This window comes from Chitinophagaceae bacterium C216, assembly GCA_028485475.2.
GTDB classification, from domain to species: domain Bacteria; phylum Bacteroidota; class Bacteroidia; order Chitinophagales; family Chitinophagaceae; genus Niabella; species Niabella composti.
On record CP144143.1, the window covers coordinates 851948 to 874501 of the forward strand.

General features: G+C 40.4%; 15 protein-coding genes. 10 read left to right on the forward strand and 5 right to left on the reverse strand.

Going from position 1 to position 22554, the window contains the following annotated elements; translation table 11 throughout:
• Window positions 1–10 precede the first annotated feature (10 nt).
• The 10 genes from PIECOFPK_RS03495 (at window position 11) to PIECOFPK_RS03540 (ending at window position 17491) form a co-directional block, all read left to right on the forward strand.
• Window positions 11–1780, forward strand: a complete 1770-nt coding sequence (locus PIECOFPK_RS03495) for a RagB/SusD family nutrient uptake outer membrane protein (protein WP_330975637.1) — start codon at window positions 11–13, stop codon at window positions 1778–1780.
• Between the two features lie 32 nt (window positions 1781–1812).
• Window positions 1813–2790, forward strand: coding sequence for a DUF5627 domain-containing protein (locus PIECOFPK_RS03500; RefSeq protein WP_330975638.1), 978 nt, complete (start codon window positions 1813–1815; stop codon window positions 2788–2790).
• A 23-nt stretch (window positions 2791–2813) separates the two neighbouring features.
• Complete coding sequence (locus tag PIECOFPK_RS03505) at window positions 2814–4532, forward strand: endo-1,4-beta-xylanase (RefSeq protein ID WP_409966521.1); 1719 nt, start codon at window positions 2814–2816, stop codon at window positions 4530–4532.
• A gap of 188 nt (window positions 4533–4720) precedes the next feature.
• Window positions 4721–6700, forward strand: a complete 1980-nt coding sequence (locus PIECOFPK_RS03510) for an alpha/beta hydrolase-fold protein (protein WP_330975640.1) — start codon at window positions 4721–4723, stop codon at window positions 6698–6700.
• 29 nt (window positions 6701–6729) lie between these two features.
• Window positions 6730–8376, forward strand: coding sequence for a hypothetical protein (locus PIECOFPK_RS03515; protein ID WP_409966522.1), 1647 nt, complete (start codon window positions 6730–6732; stop codon window positions 8374–8376).
• A 16-nt stretch (window positions 8377–8392) separates the two neighbouring features.
• Window positions 8393–10777, forward strand: coding sequence for a beta-L-arabinofuranosidase domain-containing protein (locus PIECOFPK_RS03520; protein WP_409966523.1), 2385 nt, complete (start codon window positions 8393–8395; stop codon window positions 10775–10777).
• Window positions 10778–10815: 38 nt separating this feature from the next.
• Window positions 10816–12576 carry a glycoside hydrolase family 43 protein gene (locus tag PIECOFPK_RS03525; protein WP_409966524.1) on the forward strand — a complete coding sequence of 587 codons (1761 nt, stop codon included), beginning with the start codon at window positions 10816–10818 and terminating at the stop codon, window positions 12574–12576.
• Window positions 12577–12745: 169 nt separating this feature from the next.
• Window positions 12746–14113, forward strand: coding sequence for a glycoside hydrolase family 43 protein (locus tag PIECOFPK_RS03530; protein ID WP_330975644.1), 1368 nt, complete (start codon window positions 12746–12748; stop codon window positions 14111–14113).
• 39 nt (window positions 14114–14152) lie between these two features.
• Window positions 14153–16093 carry a glycoside hydrolase family 97 protein gene (locus tag PIECOFPK_RS03535; RefSeq protein WP_409966525.1) on the forward strand — a complete coding sequence of 647 codons (1941 nt, stop codon included), beginning with the start codon at window positions 14153–14155 and terminating at the stop codon, window positions 16091–16093.
• A gap of 234 nt (window positions 16094–16327) precedes the next feature.
• Window positions 16328–17491, forward strand: a complete 1164-nt coding sequence (locus PIECOFPK_RS03540; RefSeq protein WP_409966526.1) for a hypothetical protein — start codon at window positions 16328–16330, stop codon at window positions 17489–17491.
• Window positions 17492–17493: 2 nt separating this feature from the next.
• Here the strand turns inward: PIECOFPK_RS03540 and PIECOFPK_RS03545 are convergent, their stop codons facing one another.
• The 5 genes from PIECOFPK_RS03545 to PIECOFPK_RS03565 form a co-directional block, all read right to left on the reverse strand.
• Entirely contained in the window at window positions 17494–17901 is a 408-nt protein-coding gene (locus tag PIECOFPK_RS03545; protein WP_330975647.1) for a hypothetical protein, read from the reverse strand.
• Between the two features lie 47 nt (window positions 17902–17948).
• Complete coding sequence (locus PIECOFPK_RS03550; RefSeq protein WP_409966527.1) at window positions 17949–18449, reverse strand: hypothetical protein; 501 nt, start codon at window positions 18447–18449, stop codon at window positions 17949–17951.
• Window positions 18449–18778: a hypothetical protein gene (locus PIECOFPK_RS03555; protein ID WP_330975649.1), complete on the reverse strand. Its 330-nt coding sequence runs from the start codon at window positions 18776–18778 to the stop codon at window positions 18449–18451. Before PIECOFPK_RS03555 ends, PIECOFPK_RS03550 begins: the two co-directional genes overlap by 1 nt.
• 39 nt (window positions 18779–18817) lie before the next feature.
• Window positions 18818–19381, reverse strand: coding sequence for an RNA polymerase sigma factor (locus PIECOFPK_RS03560; RefSeq protein WP_409966528.1), 564 nt, complete (start codon window positions 19379–19381; stop codon window positions 18818–18820).
• Window positions 19382–19443: 62 nt separating this feature from the next.
• Window positions 19444–22347: an outer membrane beta-barrel protein gene (locus PIECOFPK_RS03565; protein WP_409966529.1), complete on the reverse strand. Its 2904-nt coding sequence runs from the start codon at window positions 22345–22347 to the stop codon at window positions 19444–19446.
• Window positions 22348–22554: the final 207 nt, after the last annotated feature.

Below are 22554 nucleotides of genomic sequence, written 5' to 3' on the forward strand. Positions count from 1 at the left end.
AATTTGAATTATGAAAATCAAGATACTCATCATAGCGGGAGTTTTAATCATGGCATCGGGTTGTAAAAAGCTGTTCGAACCCGATCCTGAGAACCTAAAAACCATTGATCAGATGTATACCGATGCGGCATATGCTCAAGGTTTTCTGGTAAACGCTTATCGCTCAATTCCCTCTTATTACGATAATAGCGATTATGCTACCGACGATGCGGTAACCAATCAGCTTTCCAATAGTTATCTGCAGGTGGCTACCGGCTCGTGGACATCCTCCAATAACCCATTTAACCTTTGGCAGAGTGCATTCGGAGCCATTCAGTATCTTAATCTATTCCTGGAAAATGTAGATAAGGTAAAATGGGCAGAAGATCAAGCCGCCGCTCAACTATTCAATCTGCGCATGCGGGGTGAGGCGTATGGATTACGTGCTTTATACATGTACTTCCTACTTCGCAACCATGCAGGCTTTACAGAAGATGGTAGATTACTGGGTGTACCTATTATTACTAGCTACCAAACTATCAATTCTGATTTCAATTTACCTCGTGCCAGCTTTGATGAGTGTGTAAAGCAAATTTACAGAGACCTGGATAGCGCAGAGGCTTATCTTCCTGTAGAGTATAACAATATTAGTAATCCAAGTCAGATCCCTGCTCGCTTTCAGCATATTACTCAAAACGTGGAAACCTATAACCGTGTGATGGGTGTGTATGCAAGACAGCTATTCAATGGATTAATTGCAAAGTCTTTCCGTGCCCGCACAGCACTGCTTGCTGCAAGTCCCGCTTTTCAGGCTTCGGAAAATACAAACACATGGGCCGATGCAGCTAATTATGCTGCAGCTGTGATTGATTATAAAGGTGGTGTTTCCGGATTGGCGTCAACAGGGGTTACCTATTATGCTAATGCATCAGAAATTGATAATCTGAGCGAAGGCAACAATCCTCCTGAGATAATCTGGAGAGCAAATATTGCTACCAATAATGTGGATATGGAAAGAGAACATTTTCCGCCTTCTCTTTTTGGTTCAGGTAGTATGAATCCTACTCAGAACTTGGTAGATGCGTTTCCGATGGCTAACGGATATCCTATTTCTGATCCGGGTAGTGGTTACGATCCTTCTAACCCGTATGCCAACCGTGATCCACGTTTAAGTCATTACATTATCTATAACGGTTCAGTTGCTGGTGTTTCTAATTCTGTCATCCTTACAGGTAGCTCATCCGGTACCGATGATGGTATTAACAGAAGAAACACTTCAACCCGTACCGGTTATTACATGAAGAAAAGACTGCGTATGGATGTGAATGCAAACCCCTCTTCAACCACCGGTAAAACACACTATACGCCCAGAATCAGATACACCGAAATGTTCCTCATATACGCCGAAGCTGCAAATGAGGCTTGGGGCCCTACCGGTACAGGAGGTCATGCTTACTCGGCTTATGATGTAATTAAAGCCATTCGCAGAAGAGCAGGTGTGGGTGTAAATAATGGCGATCCTTATTTGGAAGAGTGTAAGACAGATAAAGATAAAATGCGCCAACTGATACGTAATGAACGCCGCTTAGAATTATGCTTTGAGAGTTTCCGTTTCTGGGATTTAAGACGTTGGAATGCTCCTTTGAATGAAGCTGCACGTGGTATGGATGTAAATGGCGCAGTATATACTCCGTTTGTTGTTGAAAACAGATCTTATCAGGATTTCATGCGCTACGGGCCTATACCGTATTCAGAAGTTCTGAAGTTTACTAATCTGCTACAGAACAAAGGTTGGAATTAAAAATATTCATGTACATAAATTATCGTTCAACGATGACAACTACTAAAAAATTAATTTGGTTATTGATGGTGGGGTTGGTTTTTAGTAACTGTACTAAAAACAAAGACATCACACACCCTGATTTTGACTACCAGACTGTATACTTTGGTACACAGTATCCGGTAAGAACGCTGGAGTTGGGAGAGGATCTTTTTGTGGACAACTCATTGGATAACGAAAAGAAAGTGGAAATTAAAGCCACGCTGGCCGGTACACGGGATAACAAGAAGAATGTTGCGATTGGTGTACAAGTAGATAACAGTTTGCTGGATCGCTTATACTTCTCTAACACAGGTGCCAAAATATTGCCTATGCCATCTAATTATTATACGATGGCATCAAATACAATTAATATTCATCCCGGCAATATCTTGGGGGGTGTTCAGGTGCAGCTTACTGATGCATTCTTTGCCGATCCGCTTTCTCTCGTAAATACCTATGCGATCCCGCTAAAAATGGTATCTGTGCAAAATGCAGATTCCATACTGGCAGGTAAGGATTTTGTTTTGTACGTAGTAAAATATGTGAATACCTGGCATGGTAATTATTTAAGAAGAGGGCAAGATGAGGTTACCTATCAGGGAGAAACCACTCCTGTAACTATTACCAGACGTGCTGAATACAGAGAGCGAGACGAAGTGAATAAGCTCACAACCCGTTCTCTTTCTCAACTAGAGTTTCCCGTACCTCTCAAGGATAAAAATGGTGTTAATATAACTGTAACGCTGCTTCTCAACTTCGACGACAATGGCAATTGTACCATTACTTCCGGTACTGCAGGTGTTACTGCTTCCGGTACAGGATCTTTTGTAAAGCGTGGTGATAAGAATAGCTGGGGAAATCAAGACAGAGATGTATTATATCTGAATTATAATATTTCTATGAGTCAGTTAACTGCTACAACTAAAGATACGCTGGTAATGCGCGACAGAGCTGTAGCACCTGAATACTTTACCCCAATCGTTCAATAACTATTATAATAACAAGTAGAAATATGAATACCAATACACATAAAGGATTTAATGGATTGGTTCTTTTAGTAGTGTTTGTGCTGCTGATAACCGGTTGTGCTAAATTTGAGAACCGCGAGTTTCTTGTAGATAAACCCCAAAGCATATTGGATCAAGAAGCGTTAGATGCTTTGGGAGAGCTGAAGAGTTATGTTACTTATTCCAATCAGCCCTCTTTTACATTAGGAGCAGAGATTTCGTTGAACGATATTAGGAACAATAGTCTGCTGTACAGATTGGTGCAAAAACAATTTGATCAGTTAGGGTTGGGTTCTGTACTCAGTCACCTGAATAGTGTTCAGGCAGATGGTTCGATAGTACTAACTGATTTGGAGAGTGCATTAGCTGCCAATGATACGACGGGAACAGACGCTTACGTGGGGCATCTGGTGTGGCATCAAAACCAAAGATCAGCTTATCTGAATTCCCTCATTGCAGATATTGTATTACCTGGAGAATCAGGTTCTGATGTAGTGGTTGATTTTGAAAGTAACAATTTGGGGGATACTTATCCTACTACTACCAGCGACGTGGAAGCTTACGTAATAAATGATCCGGATGGTAAAAGTGGTAAGGTGCTGCGAGTAGTAAGAACTACCGGTACCGCTTATCCGCAATTTCAGATAACGCTTCCCGAAGGACGTCAGTTAAAACACTATACTACAGTGCAAGTGGATTTTAAAGGAGGAACCTGCTGTGGTTATTTCGGATTTGGTATGCAGATGGCTATCAGTTCAAGTTTAGGCAATGTTGGTACTGTAGGGTATGCAAGCCCATCATCATTTGGCTTTCCTGCTGATGTATGGGGACGTGGTTTAATTACATTATCACTGGCTAATTTGAATTTGCCAGAATCTTTAAAAGAAGCAAATACGTTTGTATTGACATTAGGTTCTGGAACAGGTGCGGCAGATTATTTGCTGGATAACATTACCATGAACTGGAATATACCCGGTGAAACTATTGTGAAAACTCCGGAAGAAAAAGCTGCCATTATTCGTGGCGAATTGGATAAATGGCTTAAGGCTGTTGCAGAAGCTGCTAATGGAGGTGCATCTTCTTGGAGTGTAGTATATCAGCCCATGGATGATAATAATCCGTCAGAAATTCGTACAGGTGTAGGTACTACCGTACCGGCTAATACTTTCTACTGGCAGGATTATCTTGGAAAAGACTATGCAGCTATTGCTATCAATCTGTTTAGACAATATTATGGCAACAATGTAAAGCTATTTATAACAGAAACAAATTTGATAGGCAATACTGCAAAAATTCAAGGACTGAAAGATTTTATTACCTATACTGAAAGCAAAGGCGCTCAGGTTGATGGTATTGCAACGGAATTGGCATTAGATCTTAATACTAATAAATCACAAGTAGAGGCGATGCTGTCTGCTTTAGCTGGAACCGGAAAACTTATAAAGATTTCGGCTGTGGATATTGGTGTGGGGGTAACGGTAAGCCTTGCTAACAATGATCTTTACGAGAGTCAGGCCGAGATGTATAAATGGTTTGTAGATGCCTACTACCGCCTCATTCCTCCAGCACAGCGGGCAGGTATTATTTTCAAAAGCCCGATGGACCGAGCCACATCTTCAAACTGGAGGCCTGGAGAGCCGGTAGGGTTGTGGACGACACAGTATCTACGTAAAAAAGCATATGCCGGAGTTGTTGAAGCCCTTGAAGCCAACAAAGGAAAGTGATACAGAAAATAATAAAGCCTCGTATGAGGTTTTATTATTTCGGGGATAACGCATCTTATTATAAAAACACGGGTACTTCAATGGGAATCGCCATAACCATGCAGCCTTGGACACAACTTGTTGTAAGGGTATTGAAAGATCGGTTTCCGGTATTTCGATGAATGGAATATTTCTTAAAAATATACTATATGAAAAAACTATTACAATTCCTGTTTATCGTCCTGCTCTTACAATACGGTAAAGTAGGAGCTCAGCAGGTTGTGCAACCTGCACCACAAGGATTTGATGAAACAAGAGAAGGCATCAAAAAAGGGAAGATTGATACTATAACATATTTTTCCCGCACCGTTGGTGTCAATCGAAAAGCGGTAATTTATACCCCGCCGGATTTTTCTAAAAATAAAAAATACCCAGTTTTATATCTTCTGCATGGTATTGGTGGCGATGAGCGCGAATGGTTGAATGGTGCAAAACCCCAGGTGATTTTAGATAACTTATATGCCGATGGTAAGATTGCACCGATGATTGTGGTAATGCCCAATGGCCGAGCCATGAAAGACGACCGGGCCGGTGGCAATGTAATGGAGCCCGAAAAAGTGGCTGCTTTTGCCACATTTGAAAAAGATTTATTAAACGATCTAATCCCCTACATACAAAAAAACTTTCCTGTATATCAAGATCGCGAGCATCGCGCTATTGCTGGACTTTCCATGGGTGGAGGTCAGTCGCTGAATTTTGGATTAGGCAATCAGGATGTATTTGCATGGGTAGGTGCTTTCTCTGCAGCTCCCAATACAAAAGCTCCTAAGGAGTTAGTCCCTGACCCCAGTGCACTTAAAAAAACCTTGAAGCTGTTGTTTATCTCTTGTGGTGATAATGATGGTTTGATAGGCTTTAGCAAACGTACGCACGATTATCTCACCGAGAATCAAGTTCCTCATATCTACTTTATTGAACCGGGAGGTCATGATTTTAAAGTGTGGAAGAACGGCTTATATATGTTCTCACAGCTTATTTTCAAGCCTGTTGATACATCTACTTTCGGAGAATATCTGAAAATGTCTGTTCCTCCCAAAGTGTCTACTGATGTTACCAACAGACCTCCAAGACGCTCTGCCGCTCCGGCCATAAAGGATGACTTTAAACCCTCTGTATTAAATCAGCCCGGACAATTATATCCTCAGGTAAATTCTCAAGGTTATGCCCGTTTCAGAATTCATGCACCTGAGGCGCAAAGTGTAAGTGTGAGTTTGGGACTGGGTGGCAGAGGCGGCACACAACTTAAAAAGACCGAAGACGGATATTGGGAAGGAACTACTGAAGGACCCTTGGATGAAGGATTTCACTATTATCATTTAACTGTTGATGGCGGCATCTTTAACGATCCGGGTGCATTAAACTTTTATGGTTCTACACGTTGGGAGAGCGGTATAGAAATTCCTGCACCCGACCAAGATTTTTATGCATTGAAAGATGTGCCTCATGGTATGGTAACACAAGTGCTGTTCCCTTCGCCCAGTACAGGTACATCACGTAGAGCTTTTGTTTATCTGCCACCTGATTATACACAGAATCCTCAGAAGCGTTATCCCGTATTATACTTGCAACATGGATGGGGTGAAGACGAAACCGCTTGGAGCAATCAGGGAAGAGCTAATCTAATTATGGACAACCTCATTGCCGAAGGAAAAATCAATCCATTCATTATCGTAATGACTTACGGAATGACAAATGAAATAAGATGGGGACGCATTCGCGACTTTAAGATTGATTCATTCGAAACCGTGTTGATTAAAGAACTCATTCCCTACGTAGATAAACATTTCCGCACCATTCCTAATCGTGAAAATCGAGCAATGGCCGGACTTTCAATGGGAGGTATGGAAACAAAACAAATTACACTACGCAATCCAGATGTATTTGCTTACTATGGTTTATTAAGTGGTGGTACATATGCTCCAGAAGATATTAAGGACAAATCAAAGGTGAAGCTGATATTTCTAAGCTGCGGTAGTAAAGAAAATCCTGATGGAGTAAAAAATGCTGCCGAGGCATTGAGGAAAGCCGGTTTTAATGCCGTAGACTATGTTTCTCCTAATACAGCACATGAATTCTTGACTTGGAGAAGAAGCTTATATCAGCTGGCCCCATTGTTATTCAAAAAATAATTTAATAACCCCAAATATTCATTAGCCGTATGCAGAAACTTCTACATACCAATCCATGTCACTTTCCCCAAATGATACTTGCCATTATCTGTTGGGCCTTTATTCTTACAGGATGTAAGAAAAGTAGTGATGTGGGTATCAATAATGAAATTTATGCGGAGTTTGAGAAGAGCTCAGCTATTGCAGAAGCTAATGATGTTAGCGTAAGCATAAAAGTAAAATGGTCCAAAAGTAAATGGACGCTGATTCATAAGCAGGATGGATTTGTAACTGGTTTTACCCCGGAACAAGGAGGTGATGAACAAAACGAAAGAGTGGTAAGTGATGTAAGAGTGTTATTGAAACCCAATCTCAGTGATAACACCAGAGAGGAAGAGATTATCATCAAAAGCCTTACTACCGGACAAGAACATCGAATGACAATAACTCAAAAACCGCTCTCCGGTAGTGACCGTATCGCTATCGATCCTTCCATGCGTTATCAGAAAGTAACGGGCTTCGGAGGTATGATAAACTGTACTTGGACAGGAAGCACCAAACTCACCGTTGAGGATATTGATAAACTATACGGTAGTGAAGGTTTAGGGCTGAATATCGGCCGATTAATGATTTATCCTAACTCATCTTCTTGGTCATACGAGGTAGAAGTTGCAAAGCGCGCCCAAGAGCATGGGGCTATTCTTTTCGGAACACCTTGGACGCCACCACCTGCATTAAAATCAGTGAACACGAATAGTAATGAGAATGGAGAATATTTATTGCCAGAAAACTATGCAGCGTTTGCAAATCATCTGAAAAGCTATGTAGACTATTATAAGAGTCAGGGTGTAGATATTTATGCGGTTTCAGTGCAAAATGAGCCCGACTGGAAAGTAAGCTATGATGGTTGTTCCTACACTCCTCAACAAATGCTGGATTTTGTAAAAGGTCATGGTCGATCGGTGGGGGCAAAGTTGATTGTAGGCGAAACGGTACAATTCAACAAAGCATACACCGACCCTATCTTGAGCGATCCAGTTGCGGTGAATCAGTTTGATATAGTAGGTACCCACCTTTATGGTTTTAATTTTTCCACAACAAGCGCTGATTATCCGCTAGCTCGTCAGCACAATAAAGAAGTGTGGATGACGGAGCATCTCTTTAATGAAACGACTAATGGAATAGATTGGGCTTGGGAGCCTTCTCTCAAATCTAATTTGGCAGTTGAAATTCATAACTGCATGAAGGCAAATATGAATGCTTACATATACTGGTATCTGAAGCGTTACTATTCCTTGATTGGTGAAAACCGCGATCCTAATAACCCGGCACAATGGTATACTGTAGCCAACGGTGAAATTACAAAGCGCGGTTATATCGTTTCGCATTATGCTAAATATGCCACAGGACGCACTCGTATTGAAGCTACTTTGGGAAATAATTTGTCTTCTGATGATTTTCTGGTTACGGCTTATGCTGGAAATAAGGATATTACCATCGTTTTAATTAACCGTTCCAATAGTTCGAGAATTCTGGAATTGGGCATCCCTTCAGATATTGATTCTGCATCGAGCGTCATTACAACGAATTCCGTGAGTATGCAGCCTATAGATTGTGTATTGAGTAATGACAGGAGAGCTGTTCGTATTACAGCAGAACCTTTGAGCATCCTATCAGTTAAAGTAATTTTAAAATAAATTTTGTTTAATGAATATGCGTATTATAAGATATATATTGGGTATTTGGTGTTCTTTAAGTGTATTATGCGGGTATGGGCAAACGGGCTTGTATCCTAATGCCTTCCCTTTAACCGATGTGAAGCTTTTGGATGGTCCGTTCAAACATGCTCAGGACCTTAATGTATCTACTTTATTACAGTATGATGTAGATCGTCTTCTGGCACCATACAGAAAAGAAGCCGGCTTAACCCCCAAAGCTGAGAGCTATAAAAACTGGGACGGACTGGATGGGCATGTGGGTGGACATTATCTCTCTGCGTTGGCCATTCATTATGCAGCAACAGGAAATGTGACATTGAAGGAAAGAATGGATTATATGCTATCTGAGCTGCAGGAGTGCCAGGAGGCTAATGGAAAATTACATCCCGATTGGGCTGTAGATTATGTAGGAGGCGTACCTAACGGTAATGATTTATGGCCTAAAATTAAAAAAGGTGATATCAGCGTCATCTGGAAATGGTGGGTACCTTGGTATAATGTGCATAAAATGTATGCCGGCTTACGTGATGCCTGGTTGTACACCGGCAACGAAAAAGCTAAAAACATGTTTCTGCGATTTTGCGACTGGGCAATAAGTCTTACTGAAAAATTATCCGATGAGCAGATGGAAAACATGTTGGGCAATGAGCATGGAGGTATCAATGAAACCTTTGCAGATGCTTATCAAATCAGTGGTGATAAGAAATATCTGATAGCGGCAAAAAGATTTTCTCATAAAGAATTGCTTAATCCTTTGTCCAAGCAAATCGATAATCTGGATAATAAACATGCCAATACTCAGGTTCCAAAAGCTGTAGGCTTTGCACGAATTGGCGAGCTAGATAAAGATGCTACATACTTTACTGCCGGTAAGTTCTTCTGGGAAACCGTTACAGGAAATCGTACGCTAGCGTTTGGAGGCAATAGCCGTAGAGAGTTTTTCCCCAGTGTTCAGGCTTGCTATGATTTTATTACGGATGTAGAAGGGCCAGAGTCCTGTAATACGCACAACATGCTAAAACTTACAGAGACGCTGTTCCGCGTGCATCCTCAAGCCAACTATATGGATTATTACGAGCGTGCATTATATAATCATATTTTGTCTACCCAGCATCCGCAACATGGAGGGTATGTTTATTTCACTCCGGTACGTCCTAGAAGTTACCGAGTGTATTCAGCACCTAATGCAGCAATGTGGTGTTGTGTGGGCACAGGCATGGAAAACCACGGTAAATATGCACAGTTTATATATGCGCATCATGGGGATTCATTATATGTCAATCTCTTTACATCTTCAACTTTGAGCTGGAAACAGAAAGGTGTTGTACTACAGCAGACGACAAAGTTTCCTTATGAAGAGCGATCAATACTAACTGTTATGAAGGGAGATGCTACATTTCCTTTATTAATTCGCTACCCTTCGTGGATTAAGAAGGGTGGTTTTAAAATAAAAGTGAATGGTAAAAGCATCTCCCACACATTATTGCCATCATCGTATGCAATGATTAATAGAAAATGGAAGAAAGGCGATGTGATTGAAATCAGTCTCCCTATGCAAACAAGGGTAGAGTATCTCCCTAATGTAAAACAATATGTAGCCCTTATGCATGGGCCGATTGTTTTAGCTGCAAAAACAGGAACTGAAGATCTGGCCGGACTTATAGCAGATGACAGTAGATGGGGGCATATCGCACACGGAAAAAAATTGCCTATAGATGAGGCGCCCATTCTTATTGCAGAGTCGGAATCGGAGCTAATTAGGGCTTTAAAACCGGTAAAGGATAAACCCCTTCATTTTACATTGAACGGAATAAAAATAATCAATGCAGCTTCGTTGGAACTACAGCCGTTTTTTGAAGTGCATGATGCACGATATATAATGTACTGGATGACGTTGAGTGAAAAAGCGTATCGCGGATATCTCGATTCACTAGCTGCGGCGGAGAAAGCCATGCTCGAGCTAGAAAAACGTACGGTAGATTTTGTAATACCCGGCGAACAGCAACCTGAGGCCGATCACTTTATGCAATCTGAAAGATCCAGAAGAGGGCATAATCAGGATAAGTCTTTCCGAGAAGCTGCAGAGGGAGGATATTTTAGCTATCTGTTACGCACCAATAAAAATACGTCTCTGAGTCTTCAGGTTCGTTACTGGGGAGCTGAGTGGGGAACTAAAAAGTTCGATATCTACATCGATGATGAAAAACTGATAAGCGAGAATAATACAGGCCGCTGGAATCAATCGAGCTTCTTTGATATAGAATACAAAATTCCTGAAAGAATACTTCAAGGCAAAGAGCAAATAAGGGTGAAGTTTCAGGCTACACAAGGAGGTGCAGTAAGCCCTGTATATTACATACGATTATTAAAAAATCAATAAACCTCATTATAATAAAATACAAAAACTGATAATTAACGATGAAATACACAAAACAATTTACCTTCTGGATGTTGATGATGTTTGCCGCGTGCCTGAATGTGGTTGCGCAGAAGTCTAAAAAGAAAGCAACAACACCCGGCAATGTTCCTGTGTTTACACAGTTTGTCTATAAGGGCAACGATGCTGTTTATAATGAAAATCCTTTGAAAGAGGATGAGTTTTATACCCCTATCTTACAAGGATGCTATCCCGACCCAAGCATCGTGAGAAGAGGCGATGACTATTTCCTAGTTGTTTCATCTTTCTCTATGTTTCCAGGGGTGCCTATTTTCCATTCAAAAGATCTGGTTAACTGGAAACAAATTGGTCATGTGTTGGATAGACCTTCTCAACTGAAGGTTGAAACCGCAGGGGTGTCTTCCGGTATTTATGCACCAGCGATCACCTATAATCCGCATAACGAAACTTTTTATATGATTACTACTCAGATCGCCGGAGGTATCGGCAATATGGTAGTAAAAACAAAAGATCCCTTTAAGGGATGGGGCGACGTTATTAAACTGAACTTTAATGGTATCGACCCTTCTCTGTTTTTTGATGATGATGGAAAAGCTTACGTAGTACATAATGATGCACCTGATCCCGGGAAAGAGTTGTATAACGGTCACCGTGTGATTAAAATTTGGGAGTATGATGTAGAAAAAGATGATGTGATTCCAGGTACAGATAAAATTATTGTGGACGGTGGAGTGGATCTTAGTCAGAAACCTATTTGGATCGAAGCACCGCACATTTATAAGAAAAATGGAAAATATTATCTGATGTGTGCTGAAGGTGGTACTGCTGATTGGCACAGTGAAGTGATATTTATCAGCGATCATCCTAAAGGACCCTATAAACCGGCGCCTAATAATCCTATTCTCACACAACGCTATCTGGGTAAAGATCGTAAGAATCGCGTAGAATGGGCCGGTCATGCTGATTTGGTAGAAGGTCCTGATGGAAAATATTATGGTGTATTCTTGGCGATCCGTCCTAACAATAAAGGACGTGTAAATACAGGTAGAGAAACTTTTATTTTACCAGTAGATTGGAGTGGAACATTTCCAGTGTTTGAAAACGGTTTAATTCCATTGAAACCTAAATTGCCCACTCCTGCCGGCGTAAAGAATCTGAACGGTAAAGACGGTTATTTCCCCAACGGCAACTTTACTATCGAGGAGCACTTCAAAAATATTAATCTTGACTATAGATGGATTGCCATGAGGGGTCCGCGTGAGAATTTTATCTCTATTGCCCCTCAGGGAGGATTGGTAATTAATCCTTTTGAAAATAATATCAAAGCACAAAAACCTGTTTCTGCATTATTCCACAGACAGCAACACAACAGCTTTGAAGTTACCACTACACTGAAGTACGCTCCACAGTCAGAAAAAGATCTGGCAGGTTTGGTATGTTACCAGAGTGAAGCTTTCAACTATGTATTTGGTATAACTAAGAAAGGAAATGAAAATTATATTGTTTTGGCAAGAACAGAAAGAAAAGGACCTCCACGTCCGGGCAACGCTCCGCAAACTACCATTATTGCAAGTGCACCTATTGATGTTAAAAACCCGGTGCAATTGCAGATTGTAGCAGATCATGATGATTATAAATTCAATTATTCAGTTAATGGTGGCGCATTCCAGAATTTGGGAGGAACCGTATCAGGAGATATTCTTTCCACTAATGTCGCCGGAGGCTTTACTGGAAACCTGATTGGCTTATACGCAACAAGCGGCAACGATATACTTCCATAGTTTATTGGAATACGGTTAAGCTTGAGTTTATAAATACATTATCATAATTCGGGGCTATTAGGTGCCGTCTGATATGTAACTCCCTTATAGTTAGACGCAGCGATAGCCCCGTTTTATTGGATGAAAAATCTTTTGTTAAGAAATCTCTGACGGAAAACTTATTTGCAGTATGAAGTATCGTTTTTTTAAAAAGACGCTGTGTGCTCTGGCATTCTTTTCGATAAAGCTGTCTTTTGCGCAGAACCCTATTGTGCAAACTAACTATACAGCCGATCCGGCACCTCTGGTATATCAGGATAAATTATACCTCTATACCAGTCATGATGAAGACAGCTCCAGTTGGTTTGTGATGGATAACTGGAAGCTATATACTACAGAGGATATGGTGAACTGGACGGATCATGGTGTTATTGCTAGTTATAAAACATTTGAATGGGGAATTGGAGACGCCTGGGCTATACAGGTTGTACAACGCAATGGAAAGTTTTATCTCTATGCTCCGGTTAAAGATCGCAGAAGCAATCGTTCTGCAATAGGGGTAGCAGTATCCGATAGTCCTTATGGACCATTCTATGATCCGTTAGGAAAGCCTTTAGTACAGAGCGAATGGGGCGATATCGATCCTACTGTTTTTATTGATGATGATGGACAAGCTTACCTCTATTGGGGCAATCCGTTTTGCTATTATGTAAAGCTCAATGAGGATATGATCTCTTACTCGGGAGAGATTGTGAAAGTTCCTATGGTGGAAGCAGCTTTCGGTAAACGCGACGGAAATGTAAAAGATCGTCCGACTCTATACGAAGAAGGTCCGTGGCTGTACAAACGAAACGATTTATACTATCTCCTTTGGGCCGGCGGTCCTATTCCGGAACATATCGGCTATTCTACGAGTAATACTCCTATAGGCCCTTGGAAGTATCAAGGAACCTTAATGCCTACCGAAGGAAGAAGTTTTACCAATCATCCAGGCATTGTAGACTATAAGGGCAAAACCTACTTTTTCTATCATAATGGAGCATTGCCGGGTGGTGGAGGTTTCAATCGTTCCGTAGCTGTGGAAGAAGTAGCGTTCAACAAAGACGGCACCATTAAGCCCATGCGCATGACAGAAGGTATTAAAAAGGCTTTAAAGCCGCTAAATCCTTTCCAGAAAACAGAAGCAGAAACCATCGCTTTCTCTGAAGGCATCAAGGCCACTCAAAACGATGTAGTAGGTGTTTTTGTCAACGCTATGAGAGATGGGGCATATATCAAAGTGCGCGAAGTGGATTTCAGAAAAGGAGCGTCAAAGTTTACTGCAAGAGTAGGTAGCACTCATAATGGAGGTGTTAAAATGGAGGTGCGACTGGGAAGTGTGGATGGAACATTGCTTGCGAGTCTCGATATTCCTTACACAGGAGGTGATGATCGTTGGCGAGTACTTTCGACCAATCTAGATAAAGTAAGTGGCATACACGATGTTTATTTTGTATTCCGTGGTGAAAATAAAAGAGGTCGTATTGCCTACTTTGATTGGTGGATGGTATCTGAATAAAAAATATTTAGTGTTTACTGATAAAATAACAAAGCACCCATGTTTAAAAAAATAGTATTCTCTGCATCTTTTTTATTGTTTCTAACTACTTGCATTGCACAATCATCTGCAGTGCTCAGTCCCGATAAACGGCTAAAGGTTGAAGTAGCTGTAGTAGAGGGAAAGCCTGTGTATAGTGTTTTTTATAATGATAAGCAGATGCTGCAGCCATCTCCTCTGGGTTTAATTACCAATGAAGGAGATTTTTCAACCAATATGAAATGGGTAAGCCAGAAGGAGGATGTTGTATCGAAAAAATATCATCAGGATAAAATCAAAAAATCTGAGATAGATTATCAGGCCAATGTACTCACATGTACTTTCGAAAATGCTAAAGGCCATCAAATTTCTGTAAGATTTCAAGTGAGCAATAATGATATTGCTTTCCGTTATGAACTGCCTACATGGGGTGAACGCAGGAGCTGTGTGGTAGAAAAAGAAGCTACAGGCTTTAAATTCCCTTCTTATGCAACAAGTTTTCTTTCATCCATGATGTCTCCTATGACGGGATTTGCAAGAACAGCACCTAGCTACGAAAGCGGTTATGAAGCGGATGCTCCATTAGGTAAAAAGACACGCAATAATCAGGGGTATGTTTTTCCTGCCTTATTTAAGATAGGAAACGATGGCTGGGTGCTGGTTTCCGAAACCGGAGTACGCAGCTTGTATTGTGCCTCTCATCTTAGCGATCCTACAGAGGATACCGTATATACCGTCGCTTTCCCTGATATGCGTCAGAACAACGGATTCGGATCCACAGGAGCTGCAGTAGGGCTACCCGGTGTTACACCTTGGCGTACCATTACGGTAGGAGCCAATCTGAAGCCTATTGTAGAAACCACTATTCCTTTTGATGTAGTAGATCCACTTTATGAACCATCACGTAAATACGAGTATGGCCGCTCTACCTGGAGCTGGATCGTATGGCAGGATAACAGTATGAATTATGTGGACCAGGTAAAATATATCGACCTTGCCGCAGCACTGGGCTATGAGTATATATTGATTGATGCTTTATGGGATACGAATTTGGGCAAGGAAAAAATGAAAGAGTTGATCAATTATGCTCGTTCTAAAAATGTAGGTGTATTTCTCTGGTATAATTCTAACGGTGCTTTTAATGACGCTCCACAAGGACCAAGAAACAGAATGAATACATCTATAGAAAGAAAGCAAGAAATGCAATGGCTTCGTGAGGTAGGTGTGAAAGGGTTGAAGGTTGACTTCTTCGGAGGCGATAAGCAGGAAACCATGCGGCTTTATGAAGATATTCTTTCCGATGCTAATGATTATGGGCTGATGATTATTTTCCACGGATGTACACTGCCTCGCGGATGGGAGAGAATGTTTCCCAACTATGTGGGCAGCGAAGCCGTAATCGCTTCTGAAATGCTCATCTTCTCACAAGGGGTGAGAGAAGCTGAAGCTTTCTTTGCTACGCTGCATCCGTTTATCAGAAATACGGTGGGTAGCATGGAGTATGGCGGGGTGTTGCTGAACAAATATTTAGTAAGAGAAAATAAAAATCGCAACAAACGTCTTACCACCGATGGCTTTCAACTTGCAACTGCAGTGTTGTTTCAGAATCCTGTACAAAATTTTGGACTTACACCTAATAATCTTACCGATGTACCGTCCTTCGAAATCGATTTTATGAAGGAAGTGCCTACTACTTGGGATGAAACGTTATATCTAGATGGTTATCCCGGAAAATATGTGGTAATTGCTCGTCGTCATAAAAACAAATGGTATATAGCCGGTGTAAATGCCGAGGAGCAAACTAAAACCCTCACGCTGCAGTTGCCATTAACACCTAATGGTAAATACACTATTATAAACGACGACAGGGATGGCAACACATTCATAAAACCACTTACTGTAGGAAAAAACGGTCAGGTGAAAATAGAAATACAACCTAAGGGTGGCTTTGTGATCCGATAAATAACGCTTTAGGATTTTTTGTGATGCATAGCTATTGGTAGCAAATGTTTGATGCTACGTTTAAGTCGCCCCATAAGGGGCGGCTTTTTATGTTTATTATATCTTATAAGTGCCTTAAATGTTAAAAGTCAATTCATATTAAACGTTGAATGGCATAAAAACGTCTTTATAATAAAAGGAGGATAATATTTTCCCTGTTTTTTCGTTTTTAATACTGAATTGCAAATATTTACGATGAAATTTTACGTTTATGTGTTGGCGTTGTTGTGGTCGGTATCTGTGCAGGCGCAAACACCAAGAGTCGAAATCCTGTGGCAATGGTATCAGCAAGGCTATTATATTTTGAATCCGACAATTGCGCATTCCAATGCTGAAGTGGCTTTTGTACGCCGGTTAAGTGGAAAAGATAGTACTGTGCAAGCATCTTCATTTTTTAGAGGGGTGTTCAAGAATTATCTATCTGCCGGCACGTCCGATCGGTTCTACGACCCCGTGATCTGCATTCTGGATAAAAACAAAAAACTAACATTAATAGATTACGGATGGGATCCTGCATATTCAAAGGATGATAAAAAAATTGCCTATGCTTATCAGGTAAAAACTTTGAAGAAAGGCGACCCTTTATATGCCGAAGCATACCAGGGCAATGAAATTAAAGTCTTTGATAAATCCGCACAGCATGCAGAAGCAGTAGCCAAGCCGTTGAGCAATAATTACTTAATGGACCCTTTCTTCCTCGATTCAATGAAAGTGGTTTATAAAATAGGCACAAAAGTCAATGGTCCTTATGGAGCGGGCATTTCTTTCAACCAGGTAGATCTACAAACTAAAAAAACATCCATTATTCGTCTGCCCGGTATTAAATATCGGTTATATGAGTTAATGGGTGAAGCTTATCTTATCAACAATCAACTCGCTTATACTTTGTACAGCCCTACAGATACAGGGAGAGGCATGGCCAACGAGTATTTACATCTGCTATTGACAGAGAAGGATACTTTGCAAGACTTTGGTATTCGCAGGTTCACGCTTTTGGATAATAAAATTGGGTTTAACGATAAAAATGAAATTATATTTCTTGATGACGAGCTCCTACTGCCCGAAGACACCGTGTATGTACAGACTTATAAAGATAATCGACTAATACGCCGCACTCCATTACAGCATAATTATGTAAAAAGTTATTTAAGTCCCAATGGAACATATATGGTGTATATAACAGAAGGGAAAGAGGCTTTTTTGTTGAACCTCATAACGATGCGACGAGCAAAAATTAATATCCCGGAGAGAGAAATTTATACGATAGTATGGGCAAAAGATAGCCAGCGCCTTGCGATTGTACAAGAGCACGAAAGTTTAGTTGGAACTGATATCCTGCATTTGCTGCAAATACGTTAGATTTATTTTTTCCGGCCAAAACGTAAAGTAGGCTCTACTTCGGTCTTCCATTTTTTATATTGACCTTCGGAGAGCTCTTTTTTCAATTGTGCATCTCTTTGATTCACTAGGGTTTCGTTTTGTTTACGAATGCTTTGAAAATTCTGGCTGGTTAAACCCTGTCCTAATCCGGATGCCGGTCCCTGTATATTATTCTTGAGTTGCTGCTGTTTGGTGTAAAATTCTGTAAAAATACCCTCTACTGCATTACGCTTAGACTTTTCTAGCTTCAGGTGTTCGTCCAATTGAGTGAGGGTTTTATCTACCTTCTCTTTGATTTTCTTGCTATCATTATTTTTCTGAGCAAATGCAGTTGTTCCCCAAATAGTGAATATCAGAACCAATACCGGAATAAATGCTTTGCTTTTCATCTTAAGCCTTTATTGTAAGAAGAAAAAATCTCCCAAAGGTTGCATTGTTATTTTTCTGATTCCCGATGTGGTGCTTCACTGGGTCTTCCCATGCGGCCTCTGTTTATAATCCTTTTAATTAATGAGTCATAAGCAGGTACTTGGTCAGCAGTACAAATTTTTCGGGTGGCAACTACATGTTTGTAGACGTTGATTTCCACTTCTCTTTGTAGTGTGCCGATGGAATCGGCCAGCCTTTCAATTATCGAGTCGGGAGTATTGTCCTGCTTGGAAAGTTCAAAAATGGTGTTCTTAATTTGTATGATTTCCTGCATTTTATCCAAAGCTTGCTGCCAGTGTCCCTTCTTTAATTCATTAAACTGAGCCACTTGCTGATCATTAAAACCTACTTCTTTTTGCAGGACTGCGGTAAAGTCTCTGAACTTATTCTTTTCAGGGGCTTTGCCAGTTCTGAAGAATAAAAAGTACCCTAGTACTGCAAAATTGGTAATCAGGAGCAGTAAGATGATAAAAACAAGTACCTTATTTTTTGAACGATTATTATTCATTAATACGTATTAACGTCGTTTACTGCTAATATAAAATTATCATTTTGTAATACCTCGACGGCGGAAGTATTATGTACAAATGATGTTATCTCCTCCTGCTCGTTTACAATACTGTTGGCTTTGATAATAGAAAAAACATTAATCAGAACAATAATAACTAAACTAATAAATGCGATGGCCGGCCTACTTAAAATACGTGTTGTCCTGCTCCAGAAACTGTTTTCCTCCTGAAGCCGAGCCATAACCCTTGTATACATAAAGGGTTTGGCTTTTGCACGCGTAATGCCGTCAAAGCTGTTTAATATTTCTTCTATTTCTGATGTTTTCATACGCTATTTGACGTCGTTTTTAATATTTTCTGTCTGTTATCACTGGTTACTGTTTTCTAATATCTTTCTTAGATTGTTTTTGGCACGGTGAAGCAGCGATTCTACTGCCGAAACGGTTGTTTCCATTACTTCACTGATTTCCTGATAACTTAATCCTTCAATTTTACTTAGTATAAACGCAATTCGCTGATTTTCAGGCAATTTATCTACGGCTTTGAACAATGCTGTGGCCTTTTCTTTTTTGTCAAGCAATATGCCCGGATGATTGAAATCCGGAGGGTTTACCTCTACTTGTGCATCTTCTCCGAAAATACTTTTTATAAATCCAAACCGTTTTTTTCTCTTTTTCTTACGTTCGTGATCCAGCGATTTTGTGGTAGCAATCCTATATAACCAGGTGGAGAGCTTCGACTCTCCCTTGAAGGTATGTATGGATTGGTATACCTGTACAAATACCTCCTGAGCTAAATCTTCGGCATCTTCTTCATTTTTCACGATGCTAAGGCAGGTATTGTAGATCATATCTTGGTAAGTGTCTACAATAGTCTTAAAAGCCTCATTGCTTCCTCGCTTAAGCTCCTCAATTAGTATTTGTTCGCTCACCAAGTTTTGATTATTTGGCAGCGATATTACTACATTTTTTTAACCTTTTAATCAGTTAACCCTTAAAACATTGGTCCATGTCTCATCCCTCCGGGCATCATTCCGGGCGGAGGTCCTTGTCTCCAGTCCGGTCTGTCTCCCATAGTATTGTTGGAAGAAGATCTTCCTTTTCCAAAATTTCTTAAACTATACGTAAAGGTAAGCATAAAATACTGTTGCAGTACTCTGCTTTGGGCATCCTCGATATAGTTAGCATTGATGGTTCTTGATATGCTCTGATTTTGTTTGAGAAGATCGAATACTGAAAGTTTCAACTCTGCGGCGTTATTTTTCAGGAATTTCTTACCCACTGCTGCATTCCACAGCCAAAACGACTGATTCAAGCCTTGAGAAAGACCGGTATAACTTTGATAGTTTACATCATTTTGAATAAACCAGCCGTTTTTGCTCAGTAGGTTTACGAATACACCACCCTGCTGATTCACATAACGGTTGTTGGTATTATTGGCAGTACTTTTAGTGTTATTGAAATTGGCATTGTACGAAAGATTAAAGTCTATGTACTCACTGATATTACTGCTCCACACAGCCCCTCCATTTATAGCGGTAGTGGTGGTTTTAGTTTCCAAATAGTTAATCAGTCCCGGACGGTCGGTATAATTAACGCCTGCATTAAGATTGATATTGGATTTTAAAGCAGATATAGGGAAACTATATACAAAATAGGAGCTTATCTGCTTATAACCGTTAAGGTTTATTGGTTTTGAGAACTGCGATCCTCGTTTCACTACAATTCCATCCTGAATTACAGAGTCTGCTCTAGGAATATAAGTAGCGGTAGTGATGTAGTTATTGGTAATTTGCCCGAATATATTGGCGAAGAAGCTATTATTGGTTCTTCTGTTTGTATAGGAATACCTGAAAGAACCGAAATGTGTATACGATTGTTTCAAGGCGGGGTTTCCAGTACTTACATTCAGGTTGGAGCTGGAAATGGTTACTACATCCTGTAATTGTGAAATGGATGGGAAGTCGGTTCTAGCTCGATAGAAAATTCTAATATTACTGTTGGCTCCTACCTTTTTCATCAGCCGCATATTGGGCAATATTGCATTAAATTCTTGATTTACAGAGGTGGCTGTAGGAAATATGCGATCGCTCTCCAGTTTCGAATTTTGGAATTCAACTCCCACAGATATTTGATTATCTCTACTACGTCCTAAACGATAGTTGAGTTCTCCTCTGTTGGTGGAAATGGTATTGTCAAACTCGTTGGAAAATTCTGGCTGGAAAATGGTGTATGCAGTACCATCGAAATCATAAGTACGCTGATCTGCATTATTTTTCTGTACCTGACGTTCTACCTGAAACTCAAACTGTCCTTCTTTACCTACGGGTTCGGTATAGGAGATTCTCCCTGAAATTCTCGAACCATTTGTATTATTGTAGCGATATTGGTCCAGTAGCGAGTCAGTTAATACAGGCTGATAATATCTTAGTTGGTTATAGTTGTATGAGTACCCATCGTTTTTGTTCCAAGAAGTTTGTAAGCTTACAGCCAAAGTACGGCCTCTTTTAGCAAACGCTCTTCGGTACATAATATTATTATTGATATTGTACCCGTTGCGGTGAGAGCTGTTTCTACCGGCCGCGTTATTAATAGAGTCGGTCTGATCATAATAAGAGTAGCTAGAGTTTTCAGAAGCCGAGTTGTTGTTTTGAAAGTTGAGAGACGGAATAATAAAAATAGTATTGTTGGAGTCTATTTTATATTCCAATCGCATGTTAAACCGGTGGTTATTATTATTGGCATTACTAATATATTTGTTACCGGTATATAGTACAGAGTCGGGGCTGATAGTAGTTTGTCCAAATGTAGAAGATTCATTCAGGGTATTACTATTGTTGAAGAAATAGCTGGCAGACACATCAATTTTTTTGCCCCATTTATCGCCATAGTTAATACCAAAGGCGTTGGTTTTATTGATGCCTGGTTGTACACCTACCATAAAATTGCCGGCGCTACCAAATCCACCGAAGCCACCTCCAAAGCCTCCACCTCCTCGACCGCCTCCAAAGCCTCCACCACGCCCACTACTCGTAACGCCCAGTAAATCCTGTGTGGCAAAGTTTTGTTGGTTCACATTGTTGAAATTACCTACCAGAGAGATACGGCGATCTCCGTTAAAGAAGCTTACATTACCTCCTGCCTGGTAACGTTGGTCGGTACCATAACCGGCATAAATACGACCAAACTGCCCATTGTTGCTGACGCCACCTTTGGTAACTATGTTAATGGCTCTCATTGAGTTACCGTCATCAAAGCCGGTAAGCTGGGCTTGGTCGCTCAGTCTGTCAAACACCTGAATTTTGTCAATCACTTCTGCAGGAAGATTTCTTAGAGCCATTGTGGCATCGTCACCGAAGAATTCCTTTCCGTCTACAGTTACTTTTCTTACCTGTTCTCCCTGTGCTGTTACATTCCCGCTTCGGTCTACGGTAATTCCCGGCATTTTTTTAATCAGGTCTTCTACTGTCGCATCGGGGTTTACCTTAAAATGACTGGCGCTGAATTGTGTAGTATCTCCTTTCTGAGATACGGCAGGTGCCGAAGCTACCACTACAACACCTTCTAAGGTGGTAGTTTTCTTGGGTATATATACGTCGTCTAAATCGAGAGCCGGTTTTTCGTCGGTTAATGCCAGCGACATAAAAAGCGGTTCAAAACCTACCGATGTAGCGTGCAGTAAATAATTTCCTTTTTCAATATTGTTGAAAATAAAAGTTCCGGAAGTGTCGGAAAGCGTACTTTTTATAGTATTGCTATCCAATGGGTTAAGCAGTTTTACGGTTGCATTTCTTACAACGACCCCTTCTACCGGGTCCATAAGTGTTCCTTTAATGGTCTGTGCCTGGCAAATCGTTACAAAAAACAATAAAGAAGATATAAGTCCAAGAATCCTCATAAAAAAAATTATTATTAGCTCAGTTGGACGATGAAATCCACGTAAACTTTCGTTTTTCTGTCATAAAATGCAATATAAACTGTTAAAATACAATTTTTAATTATTATGTAAGATTTTAATATATTCTGGCTCAAGGTAGAAGATAAAAATTAAAATATCGGCCATAATGCAATAAATATTTATCTTGCGCCATTCAACGTTTTATTT

Bases quoted from the DNA above. Each gene is read 5' to 3' on its own strand.
- PIECOFPK_RS03495 (WP_330975637.1), top strand. From the start codon at position 11: ATGAAAATCAAGATACTCATCATAGCGGGAGTTTTAATCATGGCATCG.
- PIECOFPK_RS03500 (WP_330975638.1), top strand. From the start codon at position 1,813: ATGACAACTACTAAAAAATTAATTTGGTTATTGATGGTGGGGTTGGTT.
- PIECOFPK_RS03505 (WP_409966521.1), top strand. From the start codon at position 2,814: ATGAATACCAATACACATAAAGGATTTAATGGATTGGTTCTTTTAGTA.
- PIECOFPK_RS03510 (WP_330975640.1), top strand. From the start codon at position 4,721: ATGAAAAAACTATTACAATTCCTGTTTATCGTCCTGCTCTTACAATAC.
- PIECOFPK_RS03515 (WP_409966522.1), top strand. From the start codon at position 6,730: ATGCAGAAACTTCTACATACCAATCCATGTCACTTTCCCCAAATGATA.
- PIECOFPK_RS03520 (WP_409966523.1), top strand. From the start codon at position 8,393: ATGCGTATTATAAGATATATATTGGGTATTTGGTGTTCTTTAAGTGTA.
- PIECOFPK_RS03525 (WP_409966524.1), top strand. From the start codon at position 10,816: ATGAAATACACAAAACAATTTACCTTCTGGATGTTGATGATGTTTGCC.
- PIECOFPK_RS03530 (WP_330975644.1), top strand. From the start codon at position 12,746: ATGAAGTATCGTTTTTTTAAAAAGACGCTGTGTGCTCTGGCATTCTTT.
- PIECOFPK_RS03535 (WP_409966525.1), top strand. From the start codon at position 14,153: ATGTTTAAAAAAATAGTATTCTCTGCATCTTTTTTATTGTTTCTAACT.
- PIECOFPK_RS03540 (WP_409966526.1), top strand. From the start codon at position 16,328: ATGAAATTTTACGTTTATGTGTTGGCGTTGTTGTGGTCGGTATCTGTG.
- PIECOFPK_RS03545 (WP_330975647.1), bottom strand. From the start codon at position 17,901: ATGAAAAGCAAAGCATTTATTCCGGTATTGGTTCTGATATTCACTATT.
- PIECOFPK_RS03550 (WP_409966527.1), bottom strand. From the start codon at position 18,449: ATGAATAATAATCGTTCAAAAAATAAGGTACTTGTTTTTATCATCTTA.
- PIECOFPK_RS03555 (WP_330975649.1), bottom strand. From the start codon at position 18,778: ATGAAAACATCAGAAATAGAAGAAATATTAAACAGCTTTGACGGCATT.
- PIECOFPK_RS03565 (WP_409966529.1), bottom strand. From the start codon at position 22,347: ATGAGGATTCTTGGACTTATATCTTCTTTATTGTTTTTTGTAACGATT.